Below are 17,962 nucleotides of genomic sequence, written 5' to 3' on the forward strand. Positions count from 1 at the left end.
GTGGGGAGACCATATATTTTCCTTTCTCATTTTTTCAAGCTTCACCTTCGATTTGTTTTTTAGTCGACTTTTCCAGCCTCATTAGTTATCTGGTTTATACTCAGTGATAAGCGATATATTTACTTTACAATCAAGTAGTAAATTGCTTTCTAGTCTCTTATAGTAGCTTTATGTCCATCTATTAATTTCTTGGAATAATTATTGCTTTATTTCAAATGTGATAATTTTTTGGCAGTGAACGGTATCGAAATGTGTCTGCTATTGATTTACAGAAGGAACTCAACTAATGCAATTGTTTGATTTATCGTTAATTGGAAGAGAGTTTCCTCTATTAGATAGCGATGTGACTAACTTAGCTACCCAGCTAAACGATATGGTTGCAAACTCACGTTTTCTGGTTTTAGGTGCTGCAGGTACTATTGGCCAGGCTGTGACTAAAGAAATTTTTAAAAGACAACCAAATAAATTGCATGTTGTTGATATTAGTGAAAATAATTTAGCTGAATTGGTGAGGGATATTCGAAGTACTTTTGGCTACATTGCGGGAGACTTTCAAAGCTTTGCGCTTGATATTGGTTCTATTGAGTATGATGCTTTTATCAAGGCTGATGGACAGTATGATTATGTACTCAACTTATCAGCCTTAAAGCATGTCCGCAGCGAAAAAGATCCCTTTACCTTGATGCGGATGATTGATGTGAATGTGTTTAATACAGATAAAACCATTGAGCAGTCAATTCACTCTGGTGTCAAAAAATATTTCTGCGTTTCAACAGATAAGGCCACCAATCCAGTGAATATGATGGGTGCCTCAAAAAGAATTATGGAAATGTTTTTAATGCGCCGCAGCCATCAAATAAACATTTCTACCGCCCGATTTGCCAATGTTGCCTTTTCTGATGGGTCACTGCTGCATAGTTTCAATCAGCGTATTTTAAAGCAGCAGCCTATTGTTGCCCCTAATGATGTTCAACGCTATTTTGTGACGCCGCAAGAGTCGGGTGAGCTTTGTTTAATGTCTTGTCTTTTGGGTGATAATCGCGACATATTTTTTCCCAAACAAACCCAGGCTTTACCATTAGTGTCGTTCGCCGATATCGCGGTTAAATATTTAGTTCAGCTGGGTTATGAGCCTCATATTTGCCAAAGTGAAACCGAGGCAAGAGAGCTAGTTCACTCATTACCTAGTCAAGGGAAGTGGCCTTGTTTGTTTACTCAAAGCGACACCACAGGTGAGAAAGATATTGAAGAGTTTTTTACCTGCAATGATGAGCTTGATATGACACGTTTTACCAATTTAGGGGTGATAAAACCGCCTGTTGATTTTGATGAGCCACTTTTGCAGATGTTTGAGCAGGAGATTTACGCGATGAAAACTAAACAAGCCTGGACTAAAACCCAAATTGTGGCCCTGTTTAACAAAATGATGCCTGAGTTTGAACATAAAGAAACGGGTAAATATTTAGATGGCAAAATGTAGGGTGCGCAGATGAAATCAGCTCATATTTGTCAGTTTATTCGTGATATTTATAAAACAGATCAGTTTATTCCTTTGCATGCACCTATTTTTGTCGGCAATGAAAAACGTTATGTATCAGAAACAATTGACAGCACTTTTGTTTCAAGCGTTGGCAAGTATGTGGATGAGTTTGAAACTAAAATTGAGCAATATACAGGTGCTGTAAAAGCCGTTGCAGTTGTAAATGGAACAGCGGCATTACATACCGCGTTATATATGGCCGGAGTTGAACGCGGTGATTTAGTTTTTACTCAGGCGTTAACGTTTGTTGCTACCTGTAATGTTATTTACCACCTAGGTGCAGAGCCAATATTTATCGATGTTTCAAAGACTAGTTTAAGTTTATGCCCTGATGCGTTAGAAAAATATCTTAACCAGTATGCCAGTTTAACGGATAAAGGCTGTGTTCATAAACAGACAGGGCAACGGATAAGAGCAATTATGCCAATGCATACATTTGGTCATCCTGCTGAAATGGATGAGTTGCTGCTTATTTGTCATCAATGGCAGTTGATTATGGTTGAGGATGCCGCTGAAAGTTTAGGTTCGGTTTATAAAGATAAACACACTGGTACTATGGGTGAATACGGCGCCATTAGCTTTAATGGCAATAAGATTATTACTACCGGTGGCGGAGGCGTGGTGCTTTGCGCTAGTCAGCCAAGTGGCAAACGAGTAAAGCATATTACCACGACAGCCAAAGTACCTCATGCTTATGAGTTTTATCATGATGAACCAGGGTTTAATCATCGAATGCCTAATCTGAATGCCGCTTTAGGATGTGCTCAGATGGAAGTTATTGATGACTTTCTAGCAAGTAAGCGGTTACTTGCGACTCAATACCGTGAGTTTTTTGCTGGTTCTGATATACAGTTTGTTGAAGAACCTCGCTATGCAAAGTCTAATTATTGGCTCAATGCGGTGATATGCAAAAGCCTTGAGTCTAGAAATACATTACTCAATGAGACTAATGATAGCGGAGTGATGACCCGTCCTGTTTGGACGTTAATGCATCATCTGCCTATGTTTAAGAATGCCCATAGAGGCGACTTAAGTTATTCGGAATGGGTTTCTCAGCGTCTTGTTAATATTCCTAGTAGTGCCTTAATTTTAGATAAATAGTATTTGATAAATCCAAATGACGTTGAGACTAATGTTAAACCAGAAGGGTAGAGAAAATGATGAGTCATGATTTTAAAATTGTTGATGTCACCGATAAAGATGAATTGATCAATTATTATGATGCCATTGCTGAGTTGTTTTTGGAGTCTTTCGAAAAACCTTTGTCAAAAGAGTTATGGCAATGGGCTTATTTAGATAACCCATTTGGTGATCCTATAGTGTCGATGGCTTTTGATGGTAAAAAGTTGATTGGTCATTATGCAGTTGTCCCAATGAACTTAGAGTCTGAAAGTGGATCTATTTTGGGCTTTTTATCCATGACAACAATGGTGGGGGTTAATTACCGAAAACACGGACTGTTTCAAGAGTTAGCTGAGCGTGTATATGACTATATTCAAGCATTTAATCAACCAGCAATGGTATTTGGCTTTCCCAATGAAAATTCGACACCTGGATTTATAAGGCGACTACAGTGGGTCATTTCGGATGAATACCGAGTGATGCAAATTACTAAACCATCAATTGATTTTGCTTCCGAAAAACTTGCCCGAGTGAAAACTGCTGATTCTTTAACGCTAAATATGGAAAAGCAGGATATTAGATACTGGAGAACCCATAAACCTAATCAGAAATGGAATTATATCAATGGATTAGGAGTGAAATCTTTGGAGGGTGTTGCAGATATAATGCACTTAGGTGCAGGAGGAAGTTTGCACGATTTATCATTTGAACAAGATTACAATATTATTTTACCTATCCAAGAAGATGACATGTTACCTGAAGGCGTGAATACTTCATTTTCGTACCGCTTTGGGTATCGAACTTTTAATTTGGCAACCGCGCCAAATATCTTTGTACAGATGTCGATGTCGGATATATTTTGATGAAAATTTTAGCACTGACGTCTATTCGGTCTGATTATGATTTGTTAAGTCCTTTATATACTCGACTGCATAATGATGTTGATATTGAATTGAAATTATTAGTTGGTGGCACACATAATTCGGCAGTACATGGCTATACGGTTAATGATATTCATAGTGATGGTTTTGATGTGCTTCTTGAGATTGATAGCTTAATTAATAGTGATACGGCTAAATCTAGACTTAAAAGCGCATCCATTTTATTGTTATCGGCTGTCGATGCTGTTGCCGCTTTTTCGCCTGATTTAATTATTTATGCCGGTGATAGAGAAGATGTCATGGTTGGGGCATTACTAGGTGGTTATTTATCTATTCCTACCTTGCATTTTTATGGTGGAGACCATGCTAGTGATGGTTATATAGACAATCCTATCCGTCATGCTGTAAGTAAGTTATCAACGGTGCACTTTGTCAGTACAGCTGTGCACAAAGCACGTTTATTGGCGTTAAAAGAGCCTTCAAATCGAATTTTTGATGTGGGAAGCATTGCACTTGATAAGTTTAAAAATATTGTACCGATAGTGGGTGTAAAAGATCTCATTGCGGGGAGAATTGTCGACAAACCTGCGGCGTTGGTTATTTTTCACCCTATAAAAGATGAAGTAATAGAAGCCCCTGAGATTATCACCAACATGCTAATGACTTTGATAAAAAATGGTTATCATTGTTTTATCGGCTCGCCAAATAGTGATCCTGGCAACGCTAGAATTATTTCAACATTGTCAGGTTTAGCGGCCAAATACTCTGAAATAACACTATATGGAAATTTACCTCGAGATCAGTTTCTTAATCTTTTTAGTGCATGCAATGTCATTGTAGGTAATTCATCAGCGGGTTTGCTTGAATCTGCGAGCATCCCAATACCTTGTATAAATGTCGGGTTACGCCAAAGAGGGCGTGATTGTTCGGATAATGTTTTGTTTGTGGACACATCAATAGAGGCTATTCAAGCTGGATTAAATGAAATCGCTTCAGCTGAGTTCTCTGTGAAAATGCAGCGTGTTATTAATATTTATGGTGATGGCCATTCAGCGGAGAAAGCTCATAAGTTCATAAAATCAATAGATTTTAAATCGCTTCTGAATAAACCTGAGGACCCTTTATATGTTGAATAAAAGCGTTTTAGTAGTTGCTCCTCATGCGGATGACGAATCGCTTGGCTGTGGTGGAACTTTATTAAAGCACAAACAAAATGGTGATGAAATTCATTGGCTAATCGTAACTCAGATGTCCTCTGCTTGCGGTTATTCAGAAGAAGTGATACTAACGCGCCAAGATGAAGTGTTGGCAGTTACTCAGCAATATGGTTTTAAATCGGTCCATCAATTATCATTTTCGCCAGCATTGTTAGACACTGAATCAAAAAGTAATTTAGTTGATGCTTTTTCTGCGGTAATGACTCAAGTAAAACCGCAAATAGTCTACACCCCATTTCGAAATGATGTTCACAGTGACCATGAAGTGGTATTTGATGTTGTTGCTTCGACTACTAAATCTTTTAGATACCCCTTCATTGAAAAAATATTAGCTTATGAAACTTTGTCTGAAACTGATTTCAATATCAAGCCAGGGAACACAATGTTTAGTCCTAATATATTTGTGGATATTTCTGCTTATGTGGAAGAGAAAATATCAATTTTGAATCTGTATAAATCTGAGATTGGTGAATTTCCATTTCCGCGAAGTATAAAGGCTATTAAGTCTTTGGGACACATAAGGGGTGTACAAGCTGGTTGTGACTCAGCAGAAGCGTTTATGTTGTTAAAAGAGATTATAAAATGAAGCCAGTATTAGTCATTGCAGAAGCAGGTGTTAATCATAATGGCTCACTTGAAATGGCGTTTAAGCTCGTTGATGTGGCTGTTGATGCTGGTGCTGATATCGTAAAGTTTCAAACATTTAAAGCGAAAAACCTCGTGACCGCCGATGCATGTAAAGCTCAGTATCAAATAGAGGCTACCGGTAATCAAGAGTCGCAGTTAGCTATGTTAACGCGCCTTGAATTAAGTTACGACGCTCACCATCAATTACTTGAATATTGCGCTTCAAAAAATATTGAATTTTTATCAACTGCATTTGATTCAGAAAGCTTAGCATTTTTAGTTAACGATATTAAGGTTAAAAGGCTAAAGATCCCGTCAGGCGAACTGACAAATAGTCCATTTGTATTAGACCATGCCCGGAGTGGTCTAGATATTATTTTGTCTACAGGAATGGCAACCCTAGAAGAAGTAAAAAATGCGCTCAGTGTTATTGCCTTTGGTTATGTTTCGCCATTAGATATGCCACCTTCGCTGGCAAATTTTGAGCTTGCGTTTAGCTCAGATGAAGGTCAAAAAGCCTTATCGAGTAAAGTGACCATTTTACACTGCACCACAGAATATCCAGCACCATTTGAAGAAGTTAACTTAAATGTTATGGATACATTAAAACGCAGTTTCGGTTTGCCGGTAGGTTATTCAGATCATACCCAAGGGATTGCGATTCCGATTGCGGCAGTGGCTAAAGAGGCTGTTGTTATTGAGAAACACTTTACCTTAGATTGTTCATTGCCTGGGCCCGATCATCTAGCTTCAATTGAGCCTTTGCAGTTAAAAGTGATGGTGGAGTCAATTAGGCATGTTGAGCAAGCATTAGGTCATGGCATTAAAAAGCCGAGTCTTTCAGAAGTTAAAAACATTCCGATAGCGCGAAAAAGTATTGTGGCTCAAACCGATATTAAACAAGGCGAACCTTTTAATGTCAGAAATTTGACAATAAAAAGACCCGGAACGGGAATGTCACCTGATTTATTTTGGCAGCTTACATCAGGGCAAGTCGCATCAAAGAGTTATCTTGTTGGGGATCTTATTGATGAATAAGCCATTAATCATGATTGGTTCAGGAGGCCATGCAAGTGTATTAATGGATTCGCTGAAATTAAGTGGTGAACGGGTTATTGCTTATATCTCTCCGAACAAAAACACTCGTAATCAAATGTTTGAAAAGATTCAACATTTGAGTAATGATGAAGATATCAATCAATTTAATCCCGATGAGGTGTTATTGGTTAATGGTATTGGTAGTATGCCGAAACATCATAATCGGGAAAATGTGGCAACATTCTTTACTAAATTGGGTTTTAGCTTCACATCAGTTATATCACCATTGGCTATAGTGTCTCCATCTTCCAGATTGGCACGGGGTGTGCAGGTTATGCATGGTGCGATTATTCAAGCGGGTGCCTGTATTGGTGAGGGTAGTATCATAAATACCGGCGCAATAATTGAGCATGATTGCGTTGTAGGTTCCAATAACCATATTGCTCCAAGGGCGACACTTTGTGGCGGAGTGCAAACCCACAATAATGTTCATGTTGGTGTACATGCTTGTGTGATCCAGGGAGTGAATATTGGTGACAATGTCATTGTTGGCGCTGGCGCTACAGTTACAAAAAATATTGAAGATAAAACCATTGTTTATGGGCACAGAGCGTTAATCATAAAAAAGGAATGAAATGTTATGAAAAAGCATTGGAAAGATGTTGCTTTAGCACCTAAGCAGTCCATTCGTGATGCTTTAGAAATCATTAACCTTCATGCATTACAAGTGGCTTTGGTTGTCGATGAAAATGAACAATTAAAAGGTGTTGTTACCGATGGCGATATAAGACGTGCGTTATTAAACAACCTTACCTTAGATCAACCCGTGGATTTGGTGATGAACCATAATCCTATTACTGCTCAATTCGACACGCCGAAGCAAAAACTCATTCGTTTAATGGAACAGAAAAGCATTTTAGCCATACCATTGATTAAAGATGGCAGAGTGGCTGGTTTGCAAACGCTTAAACAGGCGTTGAACCAACCCTTTTATGATAATCCTGTGCTCATTATGGCCGGTGGCTTTGGTACTAGGTTGCGTCCTCTGACTGATAATTGTCCTAAACCTATGTTAAAAGTCGGTAATAAACCACTTTTGGAAATGACAATACTTAATTTTGCCAAAGCCGGTTTTGTGAATTTTTATATTTCTACTCACTTTATGCCTGATCAAATCAAAGATTATTTTGGTGATGGCAATCGCTTGAATGTCAACATTACCTATCTTCATGAAGATTCCCCTTTAGGCACAGGTGGCGCTTTGGGTTTATTGCCAAATGACATCCCTGATTTACCGCTTATTATGATGAATGGTGATGTGCTAACAAAAGTCGACGTTCAGCGTTTACTTGAGTTTCACAATGAGAACCAAGCCCACGCTACTATGTGCGTGAGGGAGTATGAGTACCAAATTCCCTATGGCGTGATTAATGGTAATGGTAATACCGTCGTGAGTATGGAAGAAAAACCGACACAACGATTTTTTGTCAATGCTGGTATTTATGTCGTTTCGCCAGAAATCATTAAGCAAGTAAGCGAAAACCAAGTGATTGATATGCCTACGCTACTAGATAACAAGATCCAAGTGGGTGGAAAAGTGCTTATGTTTCCATTGCATGAGTATTGGTTAGATATAGGGCGGTTAGATGATTTTAATCGAGCACAAGCTGATATTTGCGCTTTAGGTATGAGTGAATGAAAACCGTTGTTGTCATTGGTTTGGGTGCTATTGCGGCGCGCCATCGAAAAAACGTTAAACAATTATTTCCCGAGGCAAAAATTTTTGCGCTTTCTGCTAGTGGGCGAGCTCTGGCTCAACCGATAGACGATGTAGAAGCGATTTTATTGAATTTAGATGAGATTATTCCGTTACAGCCGGATTTTGTGATTATCGCCTCTCCATCTTCGTTACATGCAAAGCACGCTATCACTTTAATTAATGCCAATATTCCGGTACTGGTTGAAAAGCCGATTGCTGCCACAACGGATCAAGCTGATGTTTTATTGGCAGTTTCAATGCAAAATCACACGCCTGTTGCTATCGGATATTGTTTACGTTTTATGCCAGCGGCATTAACGCTTAAACGCATTGTAGAAAGCAACTTGATTGGTGATATTTATCATTGCACTTGTAACGTAGGGCAGTACTTACCTGATTGGCGCCCTAATAAAGATTACCAAACCACTGTGTCTGCGAATGCTGAATTAGGCGGTGGCGTATTATTAGAACTGAGTCATGAGCTGGACTACTTGCAATGGTTGCTTGGAGATTTGCAATTTGAACATGCGATATTAAGAGGTTCAAAGGATCTTCATTTGGATGTTGAAGAGATTGCAGATATTACCTTATCAACAGTTTCAGGCACGATATGCCAACTGCATATGGATTTTCTGCAACATGTACCGCAGCGTAAATGCCAGTTGATAGGGCATAAAGGTCGAGTTGAGTGGGATTTGGTACAAAACACTGTCACTGTTTTTAATCATTGCGGTATTGAAGTGATTTATTCTGATCCAACATGGGATAGAAATCTAATGTATGTCGATATGCTCAAGTCATTTATGACCCAAATTAACAATCAATCACATGATAACCTAAGCGTTTTGCAAGCAGCAAAAACCATTGCTTTAATCGATACCATAAAAGATCGCGCGTGTTATAGAGGGCGAATATGAAAACATTTGCGTTTATTTTTGCTCGTGGTGGGTCAAAAGGGTTACCAAGAAAAAATATTAAGTTATTACAGGGGAAGCCACTTATCAATTATTCAATTGAAAGCGCAATATTGTCTCCTTTAATTGATAGAGTTTTTGTTTCTACAGAAGATGAAGAGATTGCAAAGATAGCAACTCAAGCTGGCGCAGAAGTGATTATTCGACCTGCTGAGTTAGCCAGTGATACCAGTGCAGAATGGCTGTCTTGGCAGCATGCGTGCCTTTGGGTAAAAGAAAAATATGGTGACTTCGATTACTTTGTTAGTTTACCGGCGACAAGTCCGCTACGAAGTCATGAAGATATTAATGCGGCGATAGTTGCAATATCTGTAGAGTCTTCTAATTGTGCTAAGCATTTTGATGCCTGCATTTCAGTAACACCAGCCAATCGTAGTCCGTTTTTTAACATGGTTGTTGTGGATGATGCAGGGCAAGTTTCAGTAGTTAACTCGATACAAGGTCACGTTACTCGAAGACAAGATGTGCCTGTGGTTTTTGATATCACAACCGTTGTTTACAGCACTACACCAGAATATATTTTATCGAGTGAAAGCTTATTTAGTGGCAGGGTAACTAGTATTGAAGTGCCAAAGGAAAGGGCGATTGATATTGATGATATTTATGATTTTATGATGGCAGAAACCATTTTGATCGAAAGGGCAAAAAATGCATTCTAATAATCGATTTCTAGTTCTAGGTGCCGGCGGTTTGTTGGGTAAAACAGTGGTCGAAGCACTTTTAGCAAATAAGGCAGAAGTCATTGCGACAGATATTAATACTGACACCTTACTCGCTCATTTCGGTCTTGATAATGACCAACTTTCAATCGAGCATCTTGATGTAAATAACGAAGTTGAAGTTGTCTCATTTTTCCAAAATCTAGAGCCTATCGATGGTGTGGTTAACTGCAGCTATCCGCGTAATAAAGATTATGGCAAGAAGTTATTTGACGTTAGTTTAGCCAGTTTTAACGATAATATTTCTCTGCATTTAGGCGCGGCATTTTTAATCATGCAACAAAGTGCCGCGTTGTTCTTAAGGCAAAACGCCCCGTTATCCATAGTAAATGTGTCTTCAATTTATGGCGTAGTTGCACCTAAATTTGAGATTTATGACGATACAAACATGACTATGCCAGTCGAATATGCGGCAATAAAATCTGCAATTGTGCACTTGAATAAATACTTTGCCAGTTACATACACGATAGCCGTTTTAGAGTGAATAGTATTAGTCCTGGCGGCTTGTTTGACGCTCAACCTGATGCATTTTTAGATAAATATAAGCAATTAACCATGGGCGCAGGGATGTTAAACGCCACGGATATGACCGGATCTATTCTGTTTCTTCTTTCCGAACAATCAAAATACATTACTGGTCAGAATTTGATTATTGATGATGGATTTTCACTTTAATTATGCTGAATAAAGTAAAGTTTTGGTTAACCAGTTATCGTATCGGCCCAGATATACCACTGACGCATTTTTTGCTGCATTCAAGGCGACTGGGTTATTGGCTTTGTAAAAAAAAGTTCGCTAACTTCGATGAAGGCAGTGAAATGCGATATGGCAGTTATGCTATTTGCACTCAGCATATCACGATAGGTAAAAAGGTTATTATTCGCCCCTCCACTATGTTGTTCGCTTCAGGTCATGGTGCTCATACGCCTAATATTATTATTGAAGATTATGTTTTGATGGGATCTGGTGTCCATATTTATACTGCAAATCATGCTTATTCAGATCCATCTGTGGCGATATATTTTCAAGGCCATGAAAAAATAAAGCCTGTAAAAATATCCTATGGAGCTTGGCTGGGGGCTAATTGCATCATTTTACCTGGGGTGACGGTTGGGCGAAATAGTGTGGTTGGCGCAGGAAGCATTGTGACCAAAGATGTGCCTGACAATACTGTTGTAGCAGGACAGCCTGCTAAATTTATTAAGAAAATTGAATGACTTTAATTTTTTTAATAGCAGTGTTTTTTGTCAAAATTACATAATGGCAGACATACCAGTAAACTATTTTACAGGGAATAAAGATAATTATGCAGCTAGATACTGAAATCTTAAACATATTTGCGATCAGTGCATTTGATGAATATTACTTACCGAGTATTAACCGATCAATGTTTGAGAAGTTGGATTCTAAGAGTTTGTTTGACAAACACTTTAAACAAAATTTCCAACAAGAAGACACACTGCATTTTATCATCGGATTAGATTCAGGCTTACTTGCTAATTATGTTTTATCAATGCCATTAGCAAAAGGTTCACAATATGTTTTTGTTGAAATAGATGAAGCGTTAGCTTTGTTAAATATCGATATTCCTCCAGAGAAAAACCAAGTTTCCGTTTGCAGTGCAGCTGAATTTGAAGAGATTATAAATGATAATCGAACCAGTGTTTTTCTTTCAAAGCGCCAATATGCCATTCATCGCTCTTTAGCTGCATCAGGCGATTATTTACCTCAATATGCCATATTGGCTACCTATATTGAAAAGTTGATTAATGATGCTGTTTATCAAGAAAGTATCGGCTTCTCACAAAAAGTCTTTTTTAGAGAACAGTTAAGAAATATTTGTGAAAATCATACTCAAGCATCTGAGTTAATTGGTGCTTTTGAAAATATGACTGCAATTGTTGTTGCTGGTGGGCCATCATTGGATGAAACCATTGGTTGGATAAAAGAAAATCAATCTAAATTGATTGTGTTTGCGGCATCTAGAGTGGCAGGGAAACTTTATACCGCAGGGATTACACCGCATATAATTGTGTCAGTTGACCCTGAGGATTTTAGTTTTGAAGTTAACCGAGGCATGTTGGAGTTAGCGAATAAGAGCTTGTTTGTTAATTCCTACCATGTAAGTTCAAGGCTTCTCTCTCAATGGCAAGGACACTCTTTATATATGGGGTCAAGGTTACCTTGGTCACAAAAAGTCGATCGCAATAATATTCAAACAATGGGGCCAACTGTAACCAACTCATCGGTTCATTTAGCAATAAAACTGGGTTTTAAACAGATATTACTAACAGGATCTGATTTTTGTTTTTCACCTACTGGTTATACTCATGCGAAAGGCTCGCTTGAAACAAGTTTAGGTCCAAATTTGGGCTTTATTGGAGAATGGGTCAAAACCTATGCAGGTCAGTCTGCTGAGACTGTCGTACAGTTAAAGATGGCTTCTGAGTCACTGGCTGTCGATGTTGAAAATCACCCACATGTTTCAATTGTTAACCTTTCAAAAAATGCCACCGCAATAAATAATATCCCTTATCGCAACCATGATGAAATTGTCTTAACTGAGTGTAATTTAACCCCCGAAATGCTGTTAAATAAAGCCATTAAGCTTGGTTCTCAAGACAAGTTAACCGCTGATATTGAGGATGTATTAAGCCAAACCATAGCTGCTAATAAAGTCTTCAAAGAAATCGCTGATAAAACCTCTGAAGCGATACTATTACTTAAGTCTGTTTCTTCTGTCGATGCAGAGTTGCCAGAAATTACTCGGGTAACAAACTCAGTAGAGTCTATAGAATCTCATATCAATACTCAGTTTGCTGACTTTGCCAAGCTGATAAAGTTTTATGGTTATTTAGAATTTTCAAAATTTTTAACCACCAAGAAAACTGAAGATTGGGATCAAAAGCACTTATTCGATATGTCATCAAATTATTATTTTGCTTTTAACACCATCGCGGTTGATTTATATCAACAAACACTCAACACCATTACTAGGATTAATTCGAGACTAGAAGAGATCGCGGTTAATAGTTCTATTGATTTACTTGCGAAGCAATGGCGAGAGGATGCTCAACCTGGAAGGGTCTTTATTTGGTTAAAGTTTAATGCCCTATCTCATTTTGATGAGCGTGAACTATCAATTATTTCAGAGTTAAAAGCTGAGTATAAAGATCAATTTGAACGAAAACCTCAGGTATATATCGATGTTGTTAAAAATCAGTCAGCACCAAGAAAAATTCTTGAAAAAATAATCCATCTAGTGCAAATCAAGCATTTAGAGGGGCTGCAATATATGGTGCGTAATTTAAAGTCGCTTGCTGAGTCAGACAGCGATGCTGATTACTTGTATCATTTAGCATATTCGAATTTACTTCTACTACAGAATCAACATCGTGAAGCGTTGACGTTTCTGCAAGCTTATAAAGGCGCTTATGACGAATTGATGTTAAAGCTGGTTTTGAAGTTAGCATTGGTATTATTAGAACTTGATTTAGCCAGTCAAACCTTAGAAAAAGTCATTAGATACAGTGACCAATATATGCCGCAATATGCTCATGTGTTGAGATTGCAAGGTCAGTTTAACTTAGCGCTAAATGTCTACCTTGATTACTTAGATAAATATCCGGCAGATGTAGCAACTTGGTTGAAGTTAGGCATTTTTATGGTTGATGTTAATCAGCTTGATGCTGCAGAAACGGCATTTATGAGTGCGTTAAATGCTGATCCTGAAAACCAAGTTGCACAAGATTTTTTAAATAAAATCAAACAAGCACACAATCCAAAATAAAATTTTTGATTAATTACTGATGCCTTATATCGATGTATAAGGCTATTTAGCTGTATAATCTTTTGTTTACTGCCTATTCGCCGGAGCGCTATTTTTGTCTCATTCCTATATCCCTTTTGAATCCTATAAACGTAAATGGATTTTTAACCATAAAGATTTACCCGTTAGCGAAGATGACAAAGCATTGATCATGCCTTTGTCTGATAAAAGTGCCATGGAAGTTTGGAACAAATGGATTAGCAACAAAAGTAGTCGAGCTGAACAATTTGCTAAAGGTGATTGGCCGGCAAAGCAAGATGCTTGGCGCGCAACAGAGCATTGGCAATCAGCTTGGGATTCAAATGAAAACATGTTACCAGAAGCCATTATTGAACATATTCAATGGCCTGATGATGCTAAAGTGTATTTTTGCTATGAAAAATACCAAGTGATTGAAACCCGTTGGGATGTCTTTGTACGTAATTGGAAATGTTTTCTGTTTTTTGATGATGGCCCATTATTGATTTCACCTAATCATAAACAAGCTTTGATTTTCGAGCAAAATGGCCAGTACAAATTAGGCATTCGTGGTTAATGTAAATTATTTGATGGTTATAGATTTTCTTCCGTTTGTCATGCTTTATTAAAAGAATAATTAACATGAAAGTATTATCTGCTTCAACGTTAGCCGCGGCATTGCTTGCTTGTCCCTTCGTACATGCAAAAACAGTTTCGAGTGTTGATGTGCAAGAGTCACTAACAATCCAGTCACAAGTACTTGAATTAAATGGTGCAGGTATTCGAAGTAAGTTTTTCATTGATTTATATGTTGGTAGTTTATATTTACCGACAACTCAGCATAGTTTAGTCGAGGTTCTTGAACAATCGGTTGCGGTTATTCGTTTGAATATTACCTCGGGCATGATCTCTTCAGATAAAATGGTCGATGCCATTACCGACGGATTTGAGTCTGCAACAGATGGTGATGTTTCGACTATAGAAGCTGAAATCAGCCAGTTTATGGGGCTATTCAATGCTGAAATTAACCAAGGAGATCAGTTTACGTTTATCTTAACTAAGAATGAAGGTACTGCCAGTTTCAAGAACGGGCAGCCGCAGGGGGAGATAAAAGGAGAGCGCTTTCGCCAAGCTTTACTAAAAATTTGGTTAGGTGATAAACCCGCACAGGACAGTTTGAAAAAAAGTCTTTTAGGGCTTTAATGCTTAATCAGTTACTTGAGCGCATCTGCCCAGATCATTTCTGTTTCAATCGTTGCCTTAATAATGGCAATGTTACCATTAGGCAGTAAGTATTTATCGCTACACTCATAAGTTATTGTTATGAGATTTTTTACTAATAATAATGGTTTAGAATAAATACTTATGCTTTGAAATCATTGCCAAGTGTCGAGATAGTCGAGGTTTTACCTTTGTCATTATAGGTTAAGCTGGATGAGTTACGACTAGCCTGCAGTGCCTGAGAGAATCTATTCAAGGTTGCGAGATTTAATTCAATTAAGCTGGCATTTTGCTGATTGATATCTTTGCAATCGGCTAAAATTGCTTTTGCAGCGATGACCTTTTCAATTAGCTCTGCATCAGATGTGAGTAAAGAGTGTTCAGGATGATTTGCTAGAGATTCATCATTGGTTTTTAATGCAATCAGGCATTGTTGTTTTTCTTGGGCAAGTTTAAGCAGTTTATCTGCATCTTGATCTTGCAATGCTTTTTTTTCGGCACAAATAAGTGACCTCAGCGAGGTAAGAATCCCATGCTGATGTGAAAGTAATGTTGAAAGTGCTGTCATACTGATACTCAGATTATTTTGCTTTGGAAACACCTGTCTATGACACCAAAAGGTGCCGCATTCTTATACTGTAACGTTCAGAAGAATAGACTAAAGCAAAACTGTCTTTGTAGGCAGTTTTAGTAAAGCCTAGGCTATTCTTCTTGGAACTTAAGTCCGCTAAGTTCTGCTTCAAAGCTTGCAATGTTGGCAGCAAGTTTTTCAGGATCAACTTTATAGCGACCTTCAGAAATGGCTTGTTTGATTTCAGCCACTTTCTTTTGATCTATTTCAGGTAAGCTTGCCATTTTTGCCTGTGCACTTTGTAATTCTTGTGCTTGTGGCGTTATGCTTACAGAATCGGTTTTTACCTGTGCAGTTGTTGCCTGTGGTGCGGCTTTAGCTGCATTGTTTGTGGTTTTTGCATCACGCGCAGTAACTGGCGTAGGCGTAGCTGTTTTAAGCTTGTTAATGTCAATTGCCATGGTAGGCTCCAGCGTTAATTTCGGTTTTCCAAACAGGCTATCGGCACTGTGGGAAAAAACTTTAGCTTATTTTACATTCTAACTTCGACTTCGCCAACGCCAATAACTCTAGCTTCTAGTTCTCTGTTTGAATTAGCATTCTTAACTCTTATAGACTCGCCTACATTTCCATCTTGCATCGCTTCACCTAATGTTTTTATCTGAAGATTTTGGCTGTTAGCATAGATAGATACAGCATCACCTTTACAGACAAAACATAAGTGACTATTTAAAATTGGAGTCCCTTTATTAATTCGACGTTTAGTTTTACTGCCTAAAACGTCGTTAAGATCAGCATAGAACTGACCGCGTAAACTGTATTGATCAATGTATTCTATTTGCAGTTGTAATTCTGTGAGTAACGTATCAGGGGAGAGTATTTCACTGCTGACGACTACAGGAAACATTATCTCGACCCGAACGGATAAGTAAATCTGCCAAGGATAGTCATAGTCTGGACTATTACAGCTGATTTTTACGGTGTTGTTTCGGCCTATTTCACGCTCACTGGCTAATTCAACGGTAATAGGGGGAAAACAACGAGGTGGTGTCAGTCGTCCCTCTAAATTTTGTGGCGTAATGAGTAACTTAGCATTCGGGGACGACTTAATTTTTTTTCTTACAACCTCTTCAGCCAATTGGCTTATGGTCGATAAGGTAGGTACGCTAGCATCTTCATTCGCAAAAACTGCTAATGAATTGAACAATAAATAGAAAAAACACAATAAATATACTTTCATAGTCGAGATACTAGCTTGTTTTGCCAGATTGCACCTATACTTAATTTTGAGTTAGAGCGTGAATATAAAGCTAGGCTTTGTTCATCTGTGGTGAACAGCGACAATTGATTGACTACCTTAGCGGATTATTCGTGCTATATGGTCTACAGATAAGAGTTAGCAAATATTATGCCGATATAAAAATTGCAGCATAATAAAGTACATTGATGGCTTGGGTTACTTTTCGGTTTGAGCAATTTAAATCTTCATATCCGTTAAGATAATCACTTTAAATTTATGTTTTGAAGCAAAACAGGCTAGTATCTATTTATTTGGATATTTTAATAAAAAAAGGCAGTGTTATGTCGAGTATCATGGAATCCGTCAACAAACGAACTCAATTAGTTGGTCAAAACCGATTAGAGTTACTGTTGTTTAAACTTAATGGGCGTCAACGTTTTGGTATTAACGTTTTTAAAGTAAAAGAAGTACTTCAGTGTCCACCGTTAACGACTTTACCCAAATTGAATCCGTTTGTTAAAGGGGTGGCACATATTCGTGGTGCTACTATTTCTGTTATCGATTTAAGTGCTGCGACTGGCGGTAGGCCTTTAACGTCAACTGAAAATTGTTTCATTATTATTTCTGAATATAACCGAAGTGTTCAGGGGTTCTTAGTGAGTTCGGTTGAGCGGATTATCAATATGAACTGGGCGGCAATTATGCCGCCACCTCAGGGTGCTGGACGATACTCATACTTAACCGCAGTAACCGAAATTGAAGGTGAATTAGTCGAGATTTTAGACGTTGAAAAAATTCTTGATGAGATATCACCTGTTAAAACGGCTATTAGTGAAGAAGTGAATCAGCAATTAACCATTGATAGAGAACAACATTTTCACATTATGGTGATTGATGATTCAGCGGTTGCTCGTAAGCAGATTATTCGCTCTTTGGAATCACTAAAACTGCAGATTGATACTGCTAAAGACGGCCGTGAAGCTTTAGAAAAGCTAAAAAGTATTGCCAAGGAGATGGATGATGTCTCTGTTGAAATTCCTTTGATTATTTCAGATATTGAAATGCCAGAAATGGATGGCTATACCCTCACAGCTGAAATTAGAGATGATCCTAAGTTAAAAAATATTAAAGTGGTGCTGCATACATCGTTAAGTGGTGTGTTTAATCAGGCCATGGTACAAAAAGTTGGCGCAAATGACTTTATTGCAAAATTTAATCCGGATGAGTTAGCCGCTGCAGTTAACAAGCATTTAAGTTTATAATAA

The 17,962-nt window shown here is 38.0% G+C and carries 19 protein-coding genes; 16 read left to right on the forward strand and 3 right to left on the reverse strand.

Annotation, left to right across the window (positions count from 1 at the left end; all coding sequences use genetic code 11):
* The first annotated feature begins 286 nt into the window (after window positions 1–286).
* From IEY03_RS09210 to IEY03_RS09280, 15 genes are all read left to right on the forward strand, one after another.
* A complete protein-coding gene (locus tag IEY03_RS09210; protein WP_188841075.1) occupies window positions 287–1,480 on the forward strand; it encodes a UDP-N-acetylglucosamine 4,6-dehydratase in 1,194 nt (397 codons plus the stop codon).
* A 9-nt stretch (window positions 1,481–1,489) separates the two neighbouring features.
* On the forward strand, window positions 1,490–2,641 hold the full coding sequence (locus tag IEY03_RS09215; RefSeq protein ID WP_188841076.1) for a LegC family aminotransferase: 1,152 nt from the start codon (window positions 1,490–1,492) through the stop codon (window positions 2,639–2,641).
* Window positions 2,642–2,697: 56 nt separating this feature from the next.
* Window positions 2,698–3,525, forward strand: coding sequence for a GNAT family N-acetyltransferase (locus IEY03_RS09220; RefSeq protein WP_188841077.1), 828 nt, complete (start codon window positions 2,698–2,700; stop codon window positions 3,523–3,525).
* Window positions 3,525–4,679 (forward strand): UDP-N-acetylglucosamine 2-epimerase, encoded by a 1,155-nt coding sequence (gene neuC / locus IEY03_RS09225; RefSeq protein ID WP_188841078.1) that lies wholly within the window; start codon window positions 3,525–3,527, stop codon window positions 4,677–4,679. Before IEY03_RS09220 ends, neuC begins: the two co-directional genes overlap by 1 nt.
* Window positions 4,669–5,346 (forward strand): PIG-L deacetylase family protein, encoded by a 678-nt coding sequence (locus IEY03_RS09230; RefSeq protein WP_188841079.1) that lies wholly within the window; start codon window positions 4,669–4,671, stop codon window positions 5,344–5,346. The genes neuC and IEY03_RS09230 overlap by 11 nt, the downstream gene beginning before the upstream one ends.
* Window positions 5,343–6,425: an N-acetylneuraminate synthase gene (neuB, locus tag IEY03_RS09235; RefSeq protein ID WP_188841080.1), complete on the forward strand. Its 1,083-nt coding sequence runs from the start codon at window positions 5,343–5,345 to the stop codon at window positions 6,423–6,425. Before IEY03_RS09230 ends, neuB begins: the two co-directional genes overlap by 4 nt.
* Window positions 6,418–7,059, forward strand: coding sequence for an acetyltransferase (locus tag IEY03_RS09240; RefSeq protein ID WP_188841081.1), 642 nt, complete (start codon window positions 6,418–6,420; stop codon window positions 7,057–7,059). Before neuB ends, IEY03_RS09240 begins: the two co-directional genes overlap by 8 nt.
* 6 nt (window positions 7,060–7,065) lie before the next feature.
* Window positions 7,066–8,124 (forward strand): nucleotidyltransferase family protein, encoded by a 1,059-nt coding sequence (locus IEY03_RS09245; RefSeq protein ID WP_188841082.1) that lies wholly within the window; start codon window positions 7,066–7,068, stop codon window positions 8,122–8,124.
* Window positions 8,121–9,101: a Gfo/Idh/MocA family protein gene (locus IEY03_RS09250; RefSeq protein ID WP_188841083.1), complete on the forward strand. Its 981-nt coding sequence runs from the start codon at window positions 8,121–8,123 to the stop codon at window positions 9,099–9,101. Before IEY03_RS09245 ends, IEY03_RS09250 begins: the two co-directional genes overlap by 4 nt.
* A complete protein-coding gene (locus IEY03_RS09255) occupies window positions 9,098–9,817 on the forward strand; it encodes an acylneuraminate cytidylyltransferase family protein (protein ID WP_188841084.1) in 720 nt (239 codons plus the stop codon). Before IEY03_RS09250 ends, IEY03_RS09255 begins: the two co-directional genes overlap by 4 nt.
* The gene (locus IEY03_RS09260; protein WP_188841085.1) at window positions 9,807–10,553 is read left to right on the forward strand and encodes an oxidoreductase; all 747 of its coding nucleotides are present in this window, start codon (window positions 9,807–9,809) and stop codon (window positions 10,551–10,553) included. The genes IEY03_RS09255 and IEY03_RS09260 overlap by 11 nt, the downstream gene beginning before the upstream one ends.
* 2 nt (window positions 10,554–10,555) lie before the next feature.
* Complete coding sequence (locus tag IEY03_RS17135; RefSeq protein WP_188841086.1) at window positions 10,556–11,095, forward strand: acyltransferase; 540 nt, start codon at window positions 10,556–10,558, stop codon at window positions 11,093–11,095.
* Between the two features lie 89 nt (window positions 11,096–11,184).
* Window positions 11,185–13,668: a motility associated factor glycosyltransferase family protein gene (locus tag IEY03_RS09270; protein ID WP_188841087.1), complete on the forward strand. Its 2,484-nt coding sequence runs from the start codon at window positions 11,185–11,187 to the stop codon at window positions 13,666–13,668.
* A 94-nt stretch (window positions 13,669–13,762) separates the two neighbouring features.
* Entirely contained in the window at window positions 13,763–14,242 is a 480-nt protein-coding gene (locus IEY03_RS09275; RefSeq protein ID WP_188841088.1) for a DUF2947 domain-containing protein, read from the forward strand.
* 65 nt (window positions 14,243–14,307) lie between these two features.
* Entirely contained in the window at window positions 14,308–14,868 is a 561-nt protein-coding gene (locus IEY03_RS09280) for a chalcone isomerase family protein (protein ID WP_188841089.1), read from the forward strand.
* A gap of 160 nt (window positions 14,869–15,028) precedes the next feature.
* Here the strand turns inward: IEY03_RS09280 and IEY03_RS09285 are convergent, their stop codons facing one another.
* The 3 genes from IEY03_RS09285 to flgA form a co-directional block, all read right to left on the reverse strand.
* A complete protein-coding gene (locus tag IEY03_RS09285) occupies window positions 15,029–15,454 on the reverse strand; it encodes a flagella synthesis protein FlgN (protein ID WP_188841090.1) in 426 nt (141 codons plus the stop codon).
* Window positions 15,455–15,588: 134 nt separating this feature from the next.
* The gene (gene flgM / locus IEY03_RS09290) at window positions 15,589–15,918 is read right to left on the reverse strand and encodes a flagellar biosynthesis anti-sigma factor FlgM (protein WP_188841091.1); all 330 of its coding nucleotides are present in this window, start codon (window positions 15,916–15,918) and stop codon (window positions 15,589–15,591) included.
* Window positions 15,919–15,989: 71 nt separating this feature from the next.
* Window positions 15,990–16,697 (reverse strand): flagellar basal body P-ring formation chaperone FlgA, encoded by a 708-nt coding sequence (flgA, locus tag IEY03_RS09295; RefSeq protein WP_188841092.1) that lies wholly within the window; start codon window positions 16,695–16,697, stop codon window positions 15,990–15,992.
* Between the two features lie 341 nt (window positions 16,698–17,038).
* On the opposite strand from flgA, the gene IEY03_RS09300 reads away from it, so the two are divergent.
* Window positions 17,039–17,959, forward strand: a complete 921-nt coding sequence (locus IEY03_RS09300; RefSeq protein WP_188841093.1) for a chemotaxis protein CheV — start codon at window positions 17,039–17,041, stop codon at window positions 17,957–17,959.
* The last annotated feature ends 3 nt before the right edge of the window (window positions 17,960–17,962 follow it).

Origin of the sequence: Shewanella aestuarii (assembly GCF_014647215.1) — a bacterium.
Taxonomy (GTDB): domain Bacteria; phylum Pseudomonadota; class Gammaproteobacteria; order Enterobacterales; family Shewanellaceae; genus Shewanella; species Shewanella aestuarii.